Here is a 14,155-nt window from a genome sequence, read left to right as displayed (position 1 = left end):
TGAAGAGTTCAATGCAAGTTATGCGTGGCTGGGCGACTCGATGCGCGCCATTGGTAGGCCTGATGGGCCTGCTGGGCAGCGTGCAGGAAGCGCTGGCCGGCGAATACGAAGGCTCGCCGCAGGTGGCCGAGTTCGTCGGTGAAATGACCCGCGACTACGGTTTTGCTGGTGAGCAGCTGATGGCGGTGTTCCGCGAAGCTCAGCGCAAGCAGGCGATTCTCGACGCCATTTCCAGGCCTGCCGAGCGGGTCAAGCAGTGGAAAGAATACCGTCCGATGTTCATCACCGACGCGCGTATCGCCCGTGGTGTGGACTTCTGGCGTCAGCACGAGGCCACCCTGGCCCGGGCCGAGCAGGAATACGGCGTGCCGGCACAAGTCATCGTGTCGATCATCGGCGTTGAAACCTTTTTCGGACGTAATACCGGTAATTACCGGGTGATCGATGCCTTGTCGACGCTCGGTTTCGACTATCCTCCCCGTGCCGAATTTTTCCGCAAGGAACTGCGTGAGTTCCTGCTGCTGGCGCGTGAAGAGCAGGTCGATCCATTGACCCTCAAAGGCTCGTACGCCGGGGCCATGGGCCTGCCGCAGTTCATGCCGAGCAGCTTTCGCGCTTACGCGGTGGATTTCGACGGTGACGGCCACATCAATATCTGGAACAACCCGGATGATGCGATCGGCAGCGTCGCGAGCTATTTCAAGCGTCACGGCTGGGTCGCCGGTGAGCCGGTGGTCAGCCGTGCCGATGTCCGCGGCGAGCAGGTCGATGAAGGCCTGACCACCGGCATTGAGCCGACGAAAACCGTTGGAGAGTTGCGGGCGCTGGGCTGGTCAAGTCATGATGCGCTGCGCGATGATATGCCGGTTACTGCATTTCGCCTCGAAGGCGACAACGGCCCTGAATACTGGATGGGCCTGAAGAATTTCTACGCGATCACGCGTTATAACCGCAGCGTGATGTACGCCATGGCCGTACATCAACTGTCTGAACAGCTGGTACAAGCACGGGGCGTCAAGTAATGCGGGCATTGCCTAACAATAAACCCCTGAAGCTGGTGGCATTCGCTGCGTTGGCGGTGCTGGTCGCCAGTTGCTCGACCAGCCGTTCGCCGACTCAGAAAACCACCACGACCGCTGTGCGTGCCCAGCCGGGCCTGGACATCAACCGTGCGCATAAAGATGGCGCGCCGTGGTGGGACGTCGATGTGTCGCGCATCCCGGACGCCACGCCGACCCTGCACACCGGTCCGTACAAGGCCAACCCGTACACGGTGCTGGGCAAGACCTACTTCCCGCTGCAGGAATCGAAGACCTACGTGGCTTCGGGCACGGCGTCCTGGTACGGCACCAAGTTTCACGGTCAGAACACGGCCAACGGCGAGGTCTACGACCTTTACGGCATGAGTGCCGCCCACAAGACATTGCCACTGCCAAGTTACGTTCGGGTGACCAACCTGGACAACAACAAGAGCGTGATCCTGCGGGTCAACGACCGTGGGCCGTTCTATTCCGACCGTATCATCGACCTGTCCTATGCTGCGGCGAAGAAGCTCGGTTATGCCGAAATCGGCACCGCGCGGGTCAAGGTCGAAGGCATCGATCCTCAGCAATGGTGGGCCGCCAAGGGCCGTCCGGCGCCTTTGATGCTCAACGAGCCGCAAGTCGCGCAGAATAGCGCCCCGGTGATCACGGCCTCGGCCGGCACCGTCGAGCAATGGACGCCACCACCGCAGCAACATGCCTCCGACACCGTCCCTGTGCCGATGAGTGCAAAAAAAAACGCTTCTGCACCAGCGTCTGGCCAGTATCTGCAGGTGGGCGCGTTCGCCAACCCGGACGCTGCAGAACTGCTGAGGTCGAAGCTCAGCGGGATGGTGAGCGCTCCGGTGTTCATCAGCTCGATCGTGCGCAATCAACAGACCCTGCACCGGGTTCGCCTGGGGCCGATCGGCTCGCCGGGTGAAATTGCCCAGGTGCAGAACAGCGTGCGCCTGGCCAACCTTGGTTCGCCAAGTGTGGTCACCGAGTAATACGTAGAACTTGATTGACGGTTCACTTGCGGTATCGGGGGGTGAACCAGGTTGTTGGCTCGTCGAAGAACAAAAGCCCGGCAAGGGTGACTGGAGTGAGCAACTGAACACGCGATGACTCGTTAGAAAGTCATCTGATTAAATTTTGTCCGCAAGGACAGTTTCCATTAGCGATTTCGAGAGACGGATGAACATCACCACCTTTGCCAAACGCCTGTGTCTGCTAGTCCCGCTGCTCCTCTCGCCAGCCGCCTTCGCGGCCGAGATGATGCCGTCGCCACCGCAACTGGCTGCCAAAGCCTACGTTCTGATGGATGCCAGCAGCGGCAACGTACTGGTCGAGAACAATGGCGACCAGCGTCTGCCACCGGCCAGCCTGACCAAGCTGATGACCGCTTACATCGCGACTCTGGAAATCCGTCGCGGCCAGATCGGTGAAAACGATCCGGTGACCGTCAGCGAAAACGCCTGGCGCACCGGCGGTTCGCGGATGTTCATCAAAGTCGGCTCGCAGGTGACTGTCAGCGACCTGCTGCACGGCATCATCATCCAGTCCGGCAACGACGCCAGCGTGGCGCTGTCCGAGCACATCGCCGGCAGCGAAGACGCGTTCGCCGACCTGATGAACAAGACTGTGACTGATCTGGGCATGACCAATTCCCACTTCATGAACCCGACCGGTCTGCCAAACCCGGAGCACTACTCGTCGGCTCACGACATGGCGATCCTGGCCCGTGCGATCATCCACGAAGACCCGGCTCACTACGCGATCTACTCGCAGAAAGAGTTCTTCTGGAATGGCATCAAGCAGCCTAACCGCAACCTGCTGCTGTGGCGCGACAAGACCGTTGACGGTCTGAAAACCGGTCACACCGACGAAGCCGGCTACTGCATGGTGTCCTCGGCTGTACGTGACGGCCAGCGTCTGATCGCCGTGGTGTTCGGCACCAACAGCGAAGTGGCTCGCGCCGCTGAGACCCAGAAGCTGCTGACTTACGGCTTCCGCTTCTTCGAAACCCAGACCTTCTATCAGAAGGGCACCGAACTGGCTCAGGCCCCGGTGTGGAAAGGCACCACCAATCAAGTCAAGGCCGGCCTGGCTGAAGACCTGACCATGACCCTGCCAAAAGGCCAGCTGAAGAAGCTTGCTGCGAGCATGACCATGAACCCGCAACTGACCGCGCCAATCGCCAAGGGCGACGTGATCGGTAAAGTCGAAGTCAAACTGGAAGACAAGGTCGTGCACAGCGCTGACCTGATCGCTCTGGATGGCGTCGAGGAGGGTGGTATCTTCCGCCGCATGTGGGATAGCATCCGTCTATTCTTCTACGGCTTGTTCAACTGATTTGTGTTGACCTGCATGGCCCCGCCCCGATCTGGTGCGGGGCCATGCGCGTTATCACGGCTTGCGCTCAAGAGGCCGTTACGCCATGACCGATACCGAAGTAAAGGCGCCAAAGATCGAATTCCCTGTCACGGATTATCCCGTTAAGGTGATCAGCGATACCGGTGTGGGCAACAAAGACAAGATCATCGACATCGTCAAGAAACACGCGACCATCAATGATGAGCGCATCGACGAGCGTCAAAGCAGCAACGGCAAATACACCACCATTCAGTTGCACATCGTTGCCAAAACCCAGGAACAGCTGTACGACATCAACAGCGAACTGCGGGCGACCGGCTTCGTGCACATGGTGTTGTGATGCCGGGCACGCTGGGCTTTCGTGAGCTCGGCCAGATGGCGTACGAGCCGGTCTGGCATGCCATGCAACGCTTCACCAACGAACGCGGCAGCGATGCCGCCGACGAAATCTGGCTCGTCGAGCACCCACCGGTGTTCACTCAAGGCCAGGCCGGCAAGGCCGAACACTTGTTGCTTCCGGGAGATATTCCGGTGGTGCAGGTCGATCGCGGCGGGCAGGTGACTTATCATGGCCCCGGCCAGTTAGTGGCCTATCTGCTGCTGGATGTACGCAAGCTGGGTTTCGGCGTGCGCGATCTGGTCAGCCGCATGGAGCTTTGCCTGATTGAACTGCTGGCCAGCTACGGCGTAATCGCTGCCGCCAAGCCAGATGCTCCCGGCGTCTATGTCGATGGAGCGAAAATCGCTTCTCTGGGTTTGCGGATTCGCCACGGTTGTTCCTTTCATGGCCTGGCCCTGAACGTGGATATGAACCTGGAACCGTTTCGACGGATTAATCCCTGCGGCTATGCCGGGCTGGCGATGACCCAGCTGAGCGACCACGCAGGATCGATTGAATTTGCCGAGGTAAGTGCCCGGCTGCGCGCGCAGCTCGTCAAACACCTCGACTATGCTGAGCAGACGACCCTGACGGGCGGAATCGACTGATATGACTACTGATGCAGTGCAAACCATGATCCCGACGCTCGACGTGACCGAGCGCCCGGCCCCGCGTCCCAAGGTAGAAGCCGGCGTCAAGCTGCGCGGCGCCGAGAAGGTTGCACGCATCCCGGTAAAGATCATTCCGACCACCGAACTGCCGAAGAAACCTGACTGGATTCGCGTGCGCATCCCGGTTTCGCCGGAAGTCGACCGGATCAAGAGCCTGCTGCGCAAACACAAGCTGCACAGCGTCTGCGAAGAAGCGTCTTGCCCGAACCTCGGCGAGTGCTTCTCCGGCGGCACCGCGACCTTCATGATCATGGGTGACATCTGCACCCGTCGTTGCCCGTTCTGCGACGTCGGCCACGGTCGTCCGAAGCCACTGGACGTCAACGAGCCGCAAAGCCTGGCCATCGCCATTGCCGACCTCAAGCTCAAGTACGTGGTGATCACCTCGGTTGACCGCGACGACCTGCGTGACGGCGGTGCCCAGCACTTTGCCGACTGCATCCGCGAAATCCGCAAACTGTCGCCGAACGTGCAGCTGGAAACCCTGGTTCCGGACTACCGTGGCCGCATGGACGTCGCGCTGGAAATCACCGCGGCCGAGCCGCCGGATGTGTTCAACCACAACCTGGAAACCGTGCCACGCCTGTACAAGGCTGCGCGTCCGGGTTCGGATTACCAGTGGTCGCTGACCTTGCTGCAACGCTTCAAGCAGATGATGCCGCATATTCCGACCAAATCCGGCTTGATGCTGGGTCTGGGTGAGACCGACGAGGAAGTCATCGAAGTCATGAAGCGCATGCGCGAACATGACATCGACATGCTGACCCTTGGCCAGTACCTGCAACCGTCCCGTAGTCACTTGCCGGTGCAGCGCTTTGTGCACCCGGACACCTTCGCCTGGTTCGCCGAGGAAGGTTACAAGATGGGCTTCAAAAACGTTGCCTCGGGGCCGCTGGTGCGTTCTTCATACCACGCCGACGAGCAAGCGAAGCTGGTCAAGGCGGAGCTGCTGGGTTCCTGATCCGGCGCTGAATGAAAAAATGCCCGCCGAGGTTTTAACGCCCGGCGGGCATTTTTTTGCCCGGATTACCTTCGCTGCTGATTTTTCCTTCAATCCACGGCGTGGCTGACCCTCTTCTGTTTGCCGCCGTACCTGACTACTGTGTGTGCATGACTTCACAGGGAGATCCAAGGATGACCGTTCGACCGACTCACACACTTTGTCCACACAGAGCCGTGCCCGCACTGCCTTCAGAGGGGCTGGTCGGTGTTATTGCACCTGCCGGTCCCGGTGCTCTGGACACCGACAAGGCGGTGCAATGGATGCGCGCCCGTGGCTATGGGCTGAAGGTGTTTCCCGGTGTCTATGAAAAGGACGGCTATCTGGCCGGCAGTGACGATGTGCGTTTGCGCGATCTGCACGCGGCGTTCGCTGATCCCGAGGTCGATGCCATCATTTGCCTGCGCGGCGGCTACGGCACGCCGCGCTTGCTCGACCGGATCGATTACGACCTGCTGAGCCGCCATGCCAAGCCATTCGTTGGCTACAGCGATATCACCGCGCTGCACCTGGCCATCAGTCGTTACGCAGGATTCGTGACCTTCCACGGGCCGCTGCTCAACGCCGACTTGTTGGGCGACAAGGAGCCACCGACGGTGACTTCGTTCTTCGCCATGCTGCGTGGGCAATTGAAGGCGGGGAGTGTGTTGAGCCATCCGGTGGCGTATCCGTTGACTACCGTCGAACCTGGCATCGCGCATGGGCGCTTGCTCGGCGGTAATCTGGCGATGATCGCCGCAACCCTGGGCACGCCATACGAAATTGATGTCGAAGGGGTGATTCTGCTGATCGAGGACATCAACGAGCCGCTATATCGTATTGACCGGTTGCTGACCCAGATGCGTCTGGCCGGCAAGTTGGCCAAGTTGCGCGGGGTGTTGGTTGGGGATATTGCTGGCGTGGATGTCGAAGCGCTGAACCGCTTGCTCAAGCAGACCTTCGAGCCATTGCGGATTCCGGTGTTATCGGGGTGGCGTAGCGGGCATTGCGATCCGAACCTGACACTGCCGATGGGGGCGCTGGTGCGGCTGGATGCCGGGAAGCAGGAATTGATGCTGGAGCAGGATGTGGTGATCAAGGCTTAGAAGTCGGTTGCCTGACAGTCAGTCTTCGCGAGCAAGCTCGCTCCCACAGGGTTCTGTGAATGACAGATATCCAATGTGGGAGCGAGCTTGCTCGCGAAGGCGCCATCAGCCATACAAACTGACCACTACTGGGAACGCAGGCTTTCCAGCAGTTTATGCGTCGGATACCCGTCCGCCGGCCAGCCAAATGACTGCTGGGCACTGCGAATCGCCTTGCGCGTATTGGCGCCAATAATCCCGTCCGCCGTGCCGGCATCGTAATTGCGCGCACTCAGCAGGGTCTGCAACTCCATACGCTCGGTGCGGCTCAGCGGCAGGTCATCTTTTGGCCAACTGCCGTTGATCAAGCCGCCACCGCTGAAACGCTCGGACAACAGGCTCACTGCCAGCGCGTACGACGAGGAGTTGTTGTACTTGAGAATCGCACGGAAGTTGTCGAGGATCAGGAACGCCGGCCCACGATAACCAGCCGGCAGCAGCAGGGCGGCAGACAGCTGTTCAGAGCCTGCTGGCACCTGACCGCCATTCGGCAGAGTCACGCCCAACTGACGCCATTCGGCGACACTCTTGCGAATCGCGCCATCAGCCAGGGTGTAGTTGAAGCTGCTCGGCAGCTGCACTTCAAACCCCCACGGCTGGCCACGTTGCCAGCCGGAGCTTTGCAGGTAATGCGCAGTTGAGGCCAGCGCATCGGCAGGACTGCCCCAGATATCGCGGCGACCGTCACCGTCGAAATCCACTGCGTGAGTGTTGTAAGTGGTCGGAATGAACTGGGTCTGCCCCATGGCGCCAGCCCACGAGCCGAGCATCTTCTCTGGCGTGATGTCACCCTGTTGCAGGATCTGCAGCGCAGCGATCAATTGCGCATGAGCAAAGCCCGGCCGACGGCCTTCGTAAGCGAGGGTGGCCAGCGAGTTGATCACCGACTTGCTGCCCTGAAACTGGCCGAAGTTGCTTTCCATGCCCCACACCGACACCAGCGCCTGACGGTCAACGCCATAATGCTGTTCGATGCTTTGCAGGATGTCGGCGTACTGACTGATCAGTGCCTGACCTTTACGCACGCGCAGTGGCGAGAGGGCGCCATCGAGGTATTCCCACACTGGCCGGGAGAACTCCGGTTGACTGCGGTCGGCCCGAATCACGCTGGCGTCGAAGCTGACATTGGCGAACGCGCGATCGAACAGCTCCGCGCGAATTCCGGCGGCCAGGGCATCCTTGCGGAAACCGGCCTGCCATTCAGCGAAGGTTTGAGTCGGTTGCAGGTCGAGAGGGTCGGCGGACGGCACTACCGGCGGGATGATCGCTGGGGCCGTTGCGACAGGCGCGGCTTGAAGGGGTTGCGCGTCGGCGGCGGTCGGTTTTTCCGCGCAGGCGACAAGCAGAATGAAGCTGGAGGCAGCGATCAGTTGGCGAACAGGCCAACGACGGGAAAGACTTGGGGGCATGCACAGTTCCAGGAAAACGAATCAGGTGCAGACCTTAACATGCCTGCTGAATGAATCGGCTGCCCAGCCAGAAATTGCATTGTCACGCACAGCCGGACTGAGAATCGTAGCCCCTTTTTCTTGCCCACTCAACTGTCAGTTCTAACAGCTGTTCTATGGATATTTTCAAGCGTTTAATCCTCCTGGTATCGCGCATCTTCAGCCGTCGCGCGTCTCATCTCTCTAGGATGCAGGTGCTCAAATGAAAAGGTTCTCAACAATACTGTTGCTCGCATTGATGGCCGGATGCTCCTCCTCCAATACCCTTGAAAAACAGCATGAGCATTCTGATGGCGCCGCAGTGGAGGTTGGCGCCTCGGCCAATGCTGTCAGTGGAGCACAGTTGGCAGTGGAGTTGGAAAAACGTTATCGAGATACACGTGACAATTGTGGCGCCGCGTCGAAACCTGCTTTCCTGTGTTCCGGGTTGCTGGTGCGTGGCACGGAGCCATCCACGCAGTTCGATGCCTGGAACCCGAGCCCGACGTCAGTTGCCAACGGTGGAGTATCGTTCACCTATTTGCGATCGGATTACAAAGTCAAACGCCTCGCTTATACATATGACAGTGGATTGATCTTTTATCCCATCCTGAGCACGCCACCGGGCAAACAGCTCATAGAGATTTTGTGTTTCTTTCCGGTTGATGGTTCATCAAATGCTCGTCCCAATGGAGGTTGTGCGGCTCATCCCAGATACCCGGTAGCCAGTAAAAGCTGCGAGGAACAGAATCCGATAATTGACACGGCAGCCAAGTGGGCGAGCAAGTATCGAAACGACGCTGCTAGCGGCAATAAATTTGAGTCAATGTGTTCATTTAATGTGCGTGACTCTGTCAATAACCAAGCAGCTGGACGGTTTCTGGAAGGTATGCGTGCTGGCCGGCTGGTTTCTCCAGATGCATTCAACACACCCAACGACACGAAGCTTAAAACCTGGGCGCAGAACATCCCGGGCCAATTGCCGATTGAAGCCTTTTTTTACACCAAGCCAACTGGTCTGGCGGGGGCACAACTTTACCAGCGGCGTTTCCGGGCACTGACAGGGGTGACAATTCCGATCATTTACATCCCGCTGCCACAAACACTTGAGCAATCAGCGTCATTTATCTTTAAGGCGACAGACCAGACTCAATAACAGAAGACAAGAAGCCGGAACGAGGGAAGGGAGGAGGGAAAAGGGTGAATTTCAGGCAGCCAGAAAGTAAGAAGCCTCCCAGCTGTCAGACTGGAAGGCTTCGCGGCGGTAGCTGCCTTTACCCTTGGTTGGTCGTTCCTGACGACTGCGGAACAGGGGCTGGGCGACGATGGATTTGGCCTTGTTGGGGCCATGTTTCGATGGCTTTTTGCTCATGAGGGTTCTCTCGATTGGGTGGGTTTTGCGGGGGAAATAATCTGCCGATGTCAGGCGTCTGTCCAGTCTCTGTTGTGTAGGAATGTTCTGGCGCTTTCGCGAGCAAGCTCGTTCCCACATTTGGAATACATTCCAATGTGGGAGCGAGCTTGCTCGCGAATGGCCGTTATGCGGTAGAGCAGGTTATTCGGCGGGGAGTGTCAGACGCTGGCCAGCCATCAACAACGCCAAGCGGCTCAGGCTCATCCACGGTGAGCCGGCAGCCTGACCTTTGATCTGCGCATCGATACGCTGCGCCTCAAGCAACAACTGCGCCCAGCGTTGCGCCGAGTAGCGTTGCAGGGCTTTGCTCATCAAAGGTTTGCGCTTGTCCCAGACCGGCGGCTTCGCCTGGCTGAAACACTTGTCCAGCGGCGTACCCTGGCTGTATTGCAACGAAATATTAGCCAGCAAGCGCAGCTCCCGCGCCAGCGCCCAGAGAATCACCGGCGGTTCGACACCTTCACCGCGCAAGCCTTCAAGCATGCGCAAAGCGTGAGCCGGTTCGCCGTTGAGCACGGCATCGGTCAGGCCGAACACGTCGAACCGCGCACTGTCGGCCACGGCGGCCTGCACGGTTTCAACGGTGATCTGCCCACCTTCGGCCATCAATTTGAGCTTTTCGATTTCCTGCGCGGCAGCGAGCAAGTTGCCTTCGACGCGTGCAGCAATCAGTTCGACCGCGTCCTGGCTGGCCGATAAACCAGCCTGAGACAAGCGCTGACGAATCCAGCTCGGCAACTGATTGGCGTCCACCGGCCAGATCTGGATGAACTGGGTCTGCTGGCCTTCCACCAGTGCCTTGCCCCACTTGGTCTTCTGCGCGCTGCCATCCATCTTCGGCAGGCTGATCAGCAGCACCGTGTCTTCAGCGGGACGCGAGCAGTATTCGATGAATGCAGCGGCGCCTTTGTCACCGGGTTTGCCCGAGGGCAGGCGCAGTTCCAGCAGGCGCTTTTCGGCGAACAACGACATGCTGGCGCCGGCCTGCAACAACGTGCCCCAATCGAAATTGGCGTCGGCGGCGAAGACCTGGCGTTCATCAAAACCTTGCTGACGCGCAGCGCTGCGGATGGCGTCGGCGGCTTCCTGGCACAGCAGCGGGTCATCGCCGCTGATGATGTAGACAGGCGCCAAAGCACCTTGCAGGTGTTTACCGAGTTGGGCGGGAGCGAGCTTCATAAGAAATGCCGAACGGGGCGCCTGAGCGCCCCGAACGTCTTACTGCTGCGGTATTTCGAGCGGCGACTGGCGCGGGGTTTCCGCTTCAGCCTTTTGTGCCGCTTGCAGCGCATCGGCTTCTGCCTTGGCGCGGTCATTGGCGGCTTGCTGCAGCTGCTGCAGTTGACCCGGGGTCAGTTGCTGCAGACGCAACATCATGCGTTGGACCAGTTCGCGAGTGGTTTCGCGACGGGCGTCGTTGGCTTCCTGATCGGAGCCCACGAGGTTGTTACCGTCGTGAATAAACACTTTCTGAACTTCAAGCTTGTCGCTCAACAGTTGCAGGTTCTTGTCGCCACGGATCTCGTAGTTCAGAACAGTACTGACTTGATACTCGCCCGTACGACCGGCACCGGCGTAGCTGAGGATGCGCTGGCTCTCTTGCTGGTCAGCCAGGAACAGCTTGTACGGAGCACCGCTGTAAACCTTGACGCCGCTCGACTCCAGCACCTGGCGCAGTTGCGTGACCGTCTCGCCGTAGGCGTTACGGGCGCTCAGGTCGAGTTCCTTGATCGACAGTTCGTTGGTGCCGGTACCGCGCAGCTGGAAACCGCAGGCGCTCAACAGAACGGCGAGGCCCATCACCAGCAGATTGCGTTTGATCATTGTGTTGCTCCCCTTGAAACCACGTGGGCCGACTGTACGGCCCGAAAGGTTTTACTTGGCGCCAGGCGAGCCTGACGCCCGATCCAATTAGCTGGCGACGATGTTGACCAGTTTCCCCGGCACAACGATCACTTTACGAATAGTCAGGCCGTCGACGAAACGCAGTACGTTTTCGTTGGCGCGGGCTGCTGCTTCAACTTCTTCGCGGGTCGCGCTGGCCGGCATTTCGATCTGGCCGCGCAGTTTGCCGTTGACCTGGATGACCAGGGTCAGGCTGTCCTGCACCAAAGCGCTTTCATCCACTGCCGGCCAGCCGGCGTCGATGACTGCATCGGCGTGACCCAGCTGGTTCCACAGTTCGTGGCTGATGTGCGGCGTGATTGGTGCCAGCAACAGCGTCACGGCTTCCAGACCTTCGTGAATCAGCGCGCGATCCTGCTCGGTGCTTTGCGCGGCTTTTTCCAGCACGTTCATCAGCGTCATTACCTGGGCGATGGCGGTGTTGAATTTGTGGTTCTGGCCGACGTCGTGGCTGGCCTGCTTGATGGCCACGTGAATGGCGCGGCGCACGGCCTTCTGTTCGTCATTCAGGCTGGCGATGTCCAGCTTGCCCGGCAAGCCCTGAGTGACGTGGGCTTGCGCCAGACGCCAGACGCGCTTGAGGAAACGGTGCGAACCTTCGACGCCGGAGTCGGACCATTCGGCGCTCATGTCAGGTGGCGAAGCGAACATCATGAACAGGCGGCAGGTGTCGGCGCCGAACTGATCGATCATCGACTGTGGGTCAACGCCGTTGTTCTTCGACTTGGCCATCTTCTCGGTGCCGCCGATTTCCACCGGCAGACCGTCGGATTTCAGCTTGGCACTGATGACCTTGGCTTTGCTGTCACGCTCGAGTTCTACGTCTGCCGGGTTGAACCAGGTGTAAGCACCATTGGCTTCGCGACGGTAGTAGGTTTCGGCGATCACCATGCCTTGGGTCAGCAGGTTCTTGAACGGCTCGTTGGAGCTGACCAGGCCTTCGTCACGCATCAGCTTGTGGAAGAAGCGCGCGTAAAGCAGGTGCAGAATGGCGTGTTCGATACCACCGATGTACTGATCGACAGGCAACCAGTGGTCGGCTGCGGATTTTTCCACCAGGCCACCTTCAAAGTGCGGCGAGGCGTAACGGGCGTAGTACCACGACGACTCGACGAACGTATCCATGGTGTCGGTTTCACGCTTGGCAGGCTGGCCGCATTTCGGGCAGCTGCACTCGTAAAACTCAGGCATGCGCGCCAGCGGCGAACCGGCGCCGTCTGGAACCACATCTTCCGGCAGTACCACAGGCAGTTGATCTTCCGGCACCGGCACGTCACCGCATGCATCGCAGTGGATGATCGGGATCGGGCAGCCCCAGTAGCGCTGGCGGCTGATGCCCCAGTCGCGCAGGCGGAACTGGGTGCGCGAGGCGCCCAGTTCTTTCTTGATCAGGGCCACTTCAATGGCGTCGAACGCGCCAGCGAAGTCGAGGCCGTCGAATTCGCCAGAGTTGATCAGCGTACCGTGCTCGCCATAGGCGTCTTGCCACGGGGCCGGGTTACTGTCGCCAGAGCTGGTACGCACTACCGATTTCACCGGCAGGTTGTACTTGTGAGCGAATTCGAAATCGCGCTCGTCGTGCGCCGGTACAGCCATGACTGCGCCGTCGCCGTAGTGCATCAGCACGTAGTTGGCGACCCAGACCGGGAGTTTTTCACCGGTCAGCGGGTGCTCGACGAACAGGCCGGTCGGCAGGCCTTTCTTTTCTTGCGTGGCGACGTCGGCTTCAGCGACGCTGCCGCCCTTGCATTCAGCGATGAACGCTTGCAGCTCAGGGTTGTTCTGCGCTGCCTGGGTCGCCAGTGGATGCTCGGCAGCCACGGCGACATAGGTCGCGCCCATCAGGGTGTCCGGACGGGTAGTGAAGACTTTCAGGGTGCCGGCTTCGCCAATCGAGTCGACGTTGTACGGGAACTGCACTTCCATGCCGCGGGATTTGCCGATCCAGTTGCGCTGCATGGTCTTGACCTGTTCAGGCCAGCCAGTCAGTTCGTCGAGGCTCTCCAGCAGCTCATCCGCGTAGGCGGTGATCTTGAAGTAGTACATCGGGATTTCGCGCTTTTCGATCAGCGCGCCGGAACGCCAGCCGCGACCGTCGATCACCTGTTCGTTAGCGAGAACGGTCTGGTCGATCGGGTCCCAGTTCACGGTGCCGTTTTTACGGTAGATCACGCCTTTTTCGAACAGGCGAGTGAACAGCCATTGTTCCCAGCGGTAGTAATCCGGTTTGCAGGTGGTGACTTCGCGCGACCAGTCGACCGCCAGACCCAGGCTGCGCAGCTGGGTTTTCATGTAGGCGATGTTTTCGTAGGTCCACTTGGCCGGCGCGACGTTGTTCTTCATCGCGGCGTTTTCTGCCGGCATGCCGAACGCGTCCCAACCCATAGGTTGCAGAACGTTCTTGCCGAGCATGCGCTGGTAGCGGGAGATCACGTCGCCGATGGTGTAGTTGCGCACGTGCCCCATGTGTAGCTTGCCGCTGGGGTAAGGGAACATCGACAGGCAGTAGTAGGTTTCCTTGCCTGGCTGTTCACTGACTTCAAAGGACTTTTGCTCGTCCCAGAACGACTGGGCGGCGGCTTCGATTTCACGGGGCTGATATTGTTCGTGCATGGCTACTTTTGTACTGGATAGGGGGGCCTAATCCTCTTCAACGCAGGTGCCGGGGTTGGCCCGGACGAGCTGGAAGTGGAATTACAGGAAGCGCCGTAGCATACATGACCGCGCTCGGCCTAGGGAAACCCTGATTACAGCTGTTTGTCCCGGCAAATCCGTGGCGAGGGCCGTTGGTCGCGGCGTGCAGCCGGTTTGTGCAGCGAAGCTAAGCTCTAACTGGG

Annotated in this window: 13 protein-coding genes; 8 read left to right on the top strand and 5 right to left on the bottom strand. The window is 59.5% G+C overall.

The window, feature by feature from the left end; all coding sequences use genetic code 11:
- The first annotated feature begins 11 nt into the window (after nucleotides 1-11).
- The 7 genes from mltB (at nucleotide 12) to AB4O01_RS16415 (ending at nucleotide 6,533) form a co-directional block, all read left to right on the top strand.
- Nucleotides 12-1,022, top strand: a complete 1,011-nt coding sequence (gene mltB, locus AB4O01_RS16445) for a lytic murein transglycosylase B (protein ID WP_093434581.1) — start codon at nucleotides 12-14, stop codon at nucleotides 1,020-1,022.
- The gene (locus AB4O01_RS16440; RefSeq protein ID WP_093434584.1) at nucleotides 1,022-2,032 is read left to right on the top strand and encodes a septal ring lytic transglycosylase RlpA family protein; all 1,011 of its coding nucleotides are present in this window, start codon (nucleotides 1,022-1,024) and stop codon (nucleotides 2,030-2,032) included. Before mltB ends, AB4O01_RS16440 begins: the two co-directional genes overlap by 1 nt.
- A 187-nt stretch (nucleotides 2,033-2,219) precedes the next feature.
- Nucleotides 2,220-3,377 (top strand): D-alanyl-D-alanine carboxypeptidase family protein, encoded by a 1,158-nt coding sequence (locus AB4O01_RS16435; RefSeq protein ID WP_038361911.1) that lies wholly within the window; start codon nucleotides 2,220-2,222, stop codon nucleotides 3,375-3,377.
- Nucleotides 3,378-3,462: 85 nt separating this feature from the next.
- On the top strand, nucleotides 3,463-3,738 hold the full coding sequence (locus tag AB4O01_RS16430; protein ID WP_099757269.1) for a DUF493 domain-containing protein: 276 nt from the start codon (nucleotides 3,463-3,465) through the stop codon (nucleotides 3,736-3,738).
- Nucleotides 3,738-4,385 carry a lipoyl(octanoyl) transferase LipB gene (lipB, locus tag AB4O01_RS16425; protein WP_460089048.1) on the top strand — a complete coding sequence of 216 codons (648 nt, stop codon included), beginning with the start codon at nucleotides 3,738-3,740 and terminating at the stop codon, nucleotides 4,383-4,385. The genes AB4O01_RS16430 and lipB overlap by 1 nt, the downstream gene beginning before the upstream one ends.
- Nucleotides 4,386-4,410: 25 nt before the next feature.
- Nucleotides 4,411-5,409: a lipoyl synthase gene (gene lipA, locus AB4O01_RS16420; protein WP_167394918.1), complete on the top strand. Its 999-nt coding sequence runs from the start codon at nucleotides 4,411-4,413 to the stop codon at nucleotides 5,407-5,409.
- A 173-nt stretch (nucleotides 5,410-5,582) separates the two neighbouring features.
- A complete protein-coding gene (locus AB4O01_RS16415; RefSeq protein WP_460089047.1) occupies nucleotides 5,583-6,533 on the top strand; it encodes a S66 peptidase family protein in 951 nt (316 codons plus the stop codon).
- A 125-nt stretch (nucleotides 6,534-6,658) separates the two neighbouring features.
- Here the strand turns inward: AB4O01_RS16415 and AB4O01_RS16410 are convergent, their stop codons facing one another.
- Nucleotides 6,659-7,981 carry a lytic murein transglycosylase gene (locus AB4O01_RS16410; protein WP_460089046.1) on the bottom strand — a complete coding sequence of 441 codons (1,323 nt, stop codon included), beginning with the start codon at nucleotides 7,979-7,981 and terminating at the stop codon, nucleotides 6,659-6,661.
- 241 nt (nucleotides 7,982-8,222) lie between these two features.
- On the opposite strand from AB4O01_RS16410, the gene AB4O01_RS16405 reads away from it, so the two are divergent.
- Nucleotides 8,223-9,155 (top strand): hypothetical protein, encoded by a 933-nt coding sequence (locus AB4O01_RS16405; RefSeq protein ID WP_093434598.1) that lies wholly within the window; start codon nucleotides 8,223-8,225, stop codon nucleotides 9,153-9,155.
- A gap of 51 nt (nucleotides 9,156-9,206) precedes the next feature.
- Here AB4O01_RS16405 and arfA read toward each other — a convergent pair whose 3' ends face one another.
- The 4 genes from arfA to leuS form a co-directional block, all read right to left on the bottom strand.
- The gene (arfA, locus tag AB4O01_RS16400) at nucleotides 9,207-9,371 is read right to left on the bottom strand and encodes an alternative ribosome rescue factor ArfA (protein ID WP_016986126.1); all 165 of its coding nucleotides are present in this window, start codon (nucleotides 9,369-9,371) and stop codon (nucleotides 9,207-9,209) included.
- A gap of 183 nt (nucleotides 9,372-9,554) precedes the next feature.
- Complete coding sequence (gene holA, locus AB4O01_RS16395; protein WP_093434601.1) at nucleotides 9,555-10,592, bottom strand: DNA polymerase III subunit delta; 1,038 nt, start codon at nucleotides 10,590-10,592, stop codon at nucleotides 9,555-9,557.
- Between the two features lie 39 nt (nucleotides 10,593-10,631).
- Nucleotides 10,632-11,237 (bottom strand): LPS-assembly lipoprotein LptE, encoded by a 606-nt coding sequence (locus AB4O01_RS16390; RefSeq protein ID WP_093434604.1) that lies wholly within the window; start codon nucleotides 11,235-11,237, stop codon nucleotides 10,632-10,634.
- Between the two features lie 87 nt (nucleotides 11,238-11,324).
- Complete coding sequence (gene leuS / locus AB4O01_RS16385) at nucleotides 11,325-13,931, bottom strand: leucine--tRNA ligase (RefSeq protein WP_257356227.1); 2,607 nt, start codon at nucleotides 13,929-13,931, stop codon at nucleotides 11,325-11,327.
- Nucleotides 13,932-14,155 lie beyond the last annotated feature (224 nt).

This window comes from Pseudomonas sp. S2_E02, from assembly GCF_054668355.1.
Note: the sequence above shows the minus strand (reverse complement) of the source record. Positions and strands in the feature narration are given on the sequence as shown.

Bases quoted from the DNA above. Each gene is read 5' to 3' on its own strand.
- mltB (WP_093434581.1), top strand. From the start codon at position 12: ATGCAAGTTATGCGTGGCTGGGCGACTCGATGCGCGCCATTGGTAGGC.
- AB4O01_RS16440 (WP_093434584.1), top strand. From the start codon at position 1,022: ATGCGGGCATTGCCTAACAATAAACCCCTGAAGCTGGTGGCATTCGCT.
- AB4O01_RS16435 (WP_038361911.1), top strand. From the start codon at position 2,220: ATGAACATCACCACCTTTGCCAAACGCCTGTGTCTGCTAGTCCCGCTG.
- AB4O01_RS16430 (WP_099757269.1), top strand. From the start codon at position 3,463: ATGACCGATACCGAAGTAAAGGCGCCAAAGATCGAATTCCCTGTCACG.
- lipB (WP_460089048.1), top strand. From the start codon at position 3,738: ATGCCGGGCACGCTGGGCTTTCGTGAGCTCGGCCAGATGGCGTACGAG.
- lipA (WP_167394918.1), top strand. From the start codon at position 4,411: ATGATCCCGACGCTCGACGTGACCGAGCGCCCGGCCCCGCGTCCCAAG.
- AB4O01_RS16415 (WP_460089047.1), top strand. From the start codon at position 5,583: ATGACCGTTCGACCGACTCACACACTTTGTCCACACAGAGCCGTGCCC.
- AB4O01_RS16410 (WP_460089046.1), bottom strand. From the start codon at position 7,981: ATGCCCCCAAGTCTTTCCCGTCGTTGGCCTGTTCGCCAACTGATCGCT.
- AB4O01_RS16405 (WP_093434598.1), top strand. From the start codon at position 8,223: ATGAAAAGGTTCTCAACAATACTGTTGCTCGCATTGATGGCCGGATGC.
- arfA (WP_016986126.1), bottom strand. From the start codon at position 9,371: ATGAGCAAAAAGCCATCGAAACATGGCCCCAACAAGGCCAAATCCATC.
- holA (WP_093434601.1), bottom strand. From the start codon at position 10,592: ATGAAGCTCGCTCCCGCCCAACTCGGTAAACACCTGCAAGGTGCTTTG.
- AB4O01_RS16390 (WP_093434604.1), bottom strand. From the start codon at position 11,237: ATGATCAAACGCAATCTGCTGGTGATGGGCCTCGCCGTTCTGTTGAGC.
- leuS (WP_257356227.1), bottom strand. From the start codon at position 13,931: ATGCACGAACAATATCAGCCCCGTGAAATCGAAGCCGCCGCCCAGTCG.